The 2,276-nt window shown below is 41.4% G+C and carries 2 protein-coding genes; both read left to right on the top strand.

All coding sequences use genetic code 11. The features are described 5' to 3' along the window. The first annotated feature begins 187 nt into the window (after positions 1-187). Positions 188-1,498, top strand: a complete 1,311-nt coding sequence (locus B9J84_RS16050; RefSeq protein WP_013856940.1) for a TolC family outer membrane protein — start codon at positions 188-190, stop codon at positions 1,496-1,498. Next, positions 1,479-2,114: an OmpA family protein gene (locus B9J84_RS16045; protein WP_017046139.1), complete on the top strand. Its 636-nt coding sequence runs from the start codon at positions 1,479-1,481 to the stop codon at positions 2,112-2,114. The genes B9J84_RS16050 and B9J84_RS16045 overlap by 20 nt, the downstream gene beginning before the upstream one ends. Positions 2,115-2,276: the final 162 nt, after the last annotated feature.

The following is a 2,276-nucleotide window of genomic DNA, read 5'->3' as shown; positions in this document are numbered from 1 at the left end:
ATGTTAATTGATGATTTGGTGTATGATTCTTTGCTAAAATCACGAATGTAATGAATATGTTACTGTTTACTGATGAGAATTTAATGTTATTTTGTTGCGTTTTTCCATCAAGCGTCTCGATAATGCAACAGCTAATGCCGTACTATTGCGGCTTAAAAGAAGTAGAAGTTCCTAGAGGAGTGCCCAAGTGAATTGGATGAATATGAAAACGTTGAGCTACGCCATCGCACTCAGCTTCCCGATCTCTGTATATAGCCAGACTCTTGAGCAAGCGGTGTCAATAACGCTTGCAACCAATCCAAATATTAAAAGTGCATATAACGAATATGTGAGTAAGCGCTATAATAGCGAAGCCTCTTCTGGTGCTTACCTTCCAAGGATCGATCTCGATGCTGGTATTGGCTACGAAGCGGTAGATTTAGCCTCTGGTACTGAAAATGAACTTACTCGTAAAGAAGCCACCATTACCTTAACCCAACTGATTTGGGATGGTTCTTCGACTTTAAACGATATTGATCGTACTTCGGCTGATGCCGAATCGGTTCGTTTCCAACTCTTAGCTGACGCTCAAGATATCGCATTAGAGGTCACTAAGGTGTATCTCGATGCAACGAAAGCGTTTGAAATACTGACACTTTCTGAAAGCAACCTCTCAGTACATAAGAAAATATATCGTGATATACAAAAGCGTGTGGAATCAGGCATTGGTTCAACCGCTGATCTTTCTCAGGTTGAAGCTCGTTTAGCTAAAGCCCATGGCAATCTTTTAGCTGCACAGAATAATCTGTTTGATATACATACCCAGTTTAAACGGTTGGTAGGTCAACCTCCTCAAGATTTAATTTTCCCTAGAGCAGACCATTCTGCTTTGCCTTTTACCGTTGATGACGCTTTAGAAAAGGCCTACCAAGATCACCCGGTCATCAAAGTAGCGCAAGCCGATGTTGATTCCGCAAAGTTTCAATATAAACAAACTCAGGGAACAAATTACCCAACGTTATCTTTCGAAGCTGCACAAACATGGCGTGATGATGCCGGTGGGATAGAAGGTAGCAGCGATGAATTCTCGGCCATGATTAGGATGCGTTACAACCTGTACAATGGTGGTTCAGATTCTGCGCGCACCGACAGTGCTGCCTACCAAATGAACAAAGCGAAAGATTTAAGAGATCGGACTTATCGTAGTGTTGAAGAGGGGTTGCGTTTATCTTGGAGCGCTCTCGATTTGACATTACAACAAAAAGAATTTTTAGCCGATCATGTTGATTCTGCTTCAGATACGGTTATTGCTTATGAAAAACAATATAAGCTCGGCAAGCGAACACTATTGGATGTGTTGAATACTGAAAATGAGCTTTTCGAAGCAAGAAAAGGTTATCTCGATGCCAAATACGATGAACAGTATGCAAAATACCGTGTTATGAATGCAACTGGGTCATTGTTGAGTTCGTTGAGAGTGGATACACCCAAAGAGTGGCATGATGCGGTGGAGTACTAACATGTTGAAATACTTATGGCCAATGATAGCGAGCTTACTCTTTATCACCTCGACGGCTTCATCTGCTAGAGATGGTTATCCATATATTGATATGCCACTCGCTGATCAAATAGACGATTTACGTGACGATGATTTTGACGGCGTGATTAATGCCAGAGATTTGTGCCCCGAAACACCATTGAAGTCAGAGATCGATAATGATGGTTGTGGCACTTTCATTAAAACCGAAGAGCAACTCCAGCTTAGAATTCTGTTTGCGAATGATTCAGCAATAGTCAACCCTGTGTTTCTAAGTCAAATACGGTCAATGGCCAATTTTCTCAAGCAATACCCTTCAGCTTCGATTGAATTACAAGGTTATGCCAGTAAGGTTGGGAATCCAGGTTATAACTTAGAGTTATCGAAAAACCGAGCTTATAATGTCGAGAAGGCGCTTGTTAGTTACGGCATTAGCCATACTCGTGTCCGTATTGTTGGTTTTGGTGATACTGAACTGACAGAAAATGGTGATGATGATATTAGCCATGCGATGAATAGAAAAGTTGTCGCCACTGTCGTCGGCCACAAAGGTTCGGTGAAAGAAGAGTGGACCATTTTCACCAAACGCGAGCGTTGAAATCGATATTTATCGAGGATTGGGGCGTTTTCGCCCCTTTTTTCTGTCTAAAATTGTAATGAGTTTACTAGCACAAAATGCTATCCTTGCGCGTCATCACCTTATGAGATAAAGATAATGAGCAAATTAACTGCTGACCTTCAAGCAAACTTAGAATTGTTT

The sequence above is a fragment of the Vibrio sp. V03_P4A6T147 genome, from assembly GCF_002241085.1.
Lineage (GTDB): Bacteria > Pseudomonadota > Gammaproteobacteria > Enterobacterales > Vibrionaceae > Vibrio > Vibrio anguillarum.
Note: the sequence above shows the minus strand (reverse complement) of the source record. Positions and strands in the feature narration are given on the sequence as shown.

Bases quoted from the DNA above. Each gene is read 5' to 3' on its own strand.
- B9J84_RS16045 (WP_017046139.1), top strand. From the start codon at position 1,479: ATGATGCGGTGGAGTACTAACATGTTGAAATACTTATGGCCAATGATA.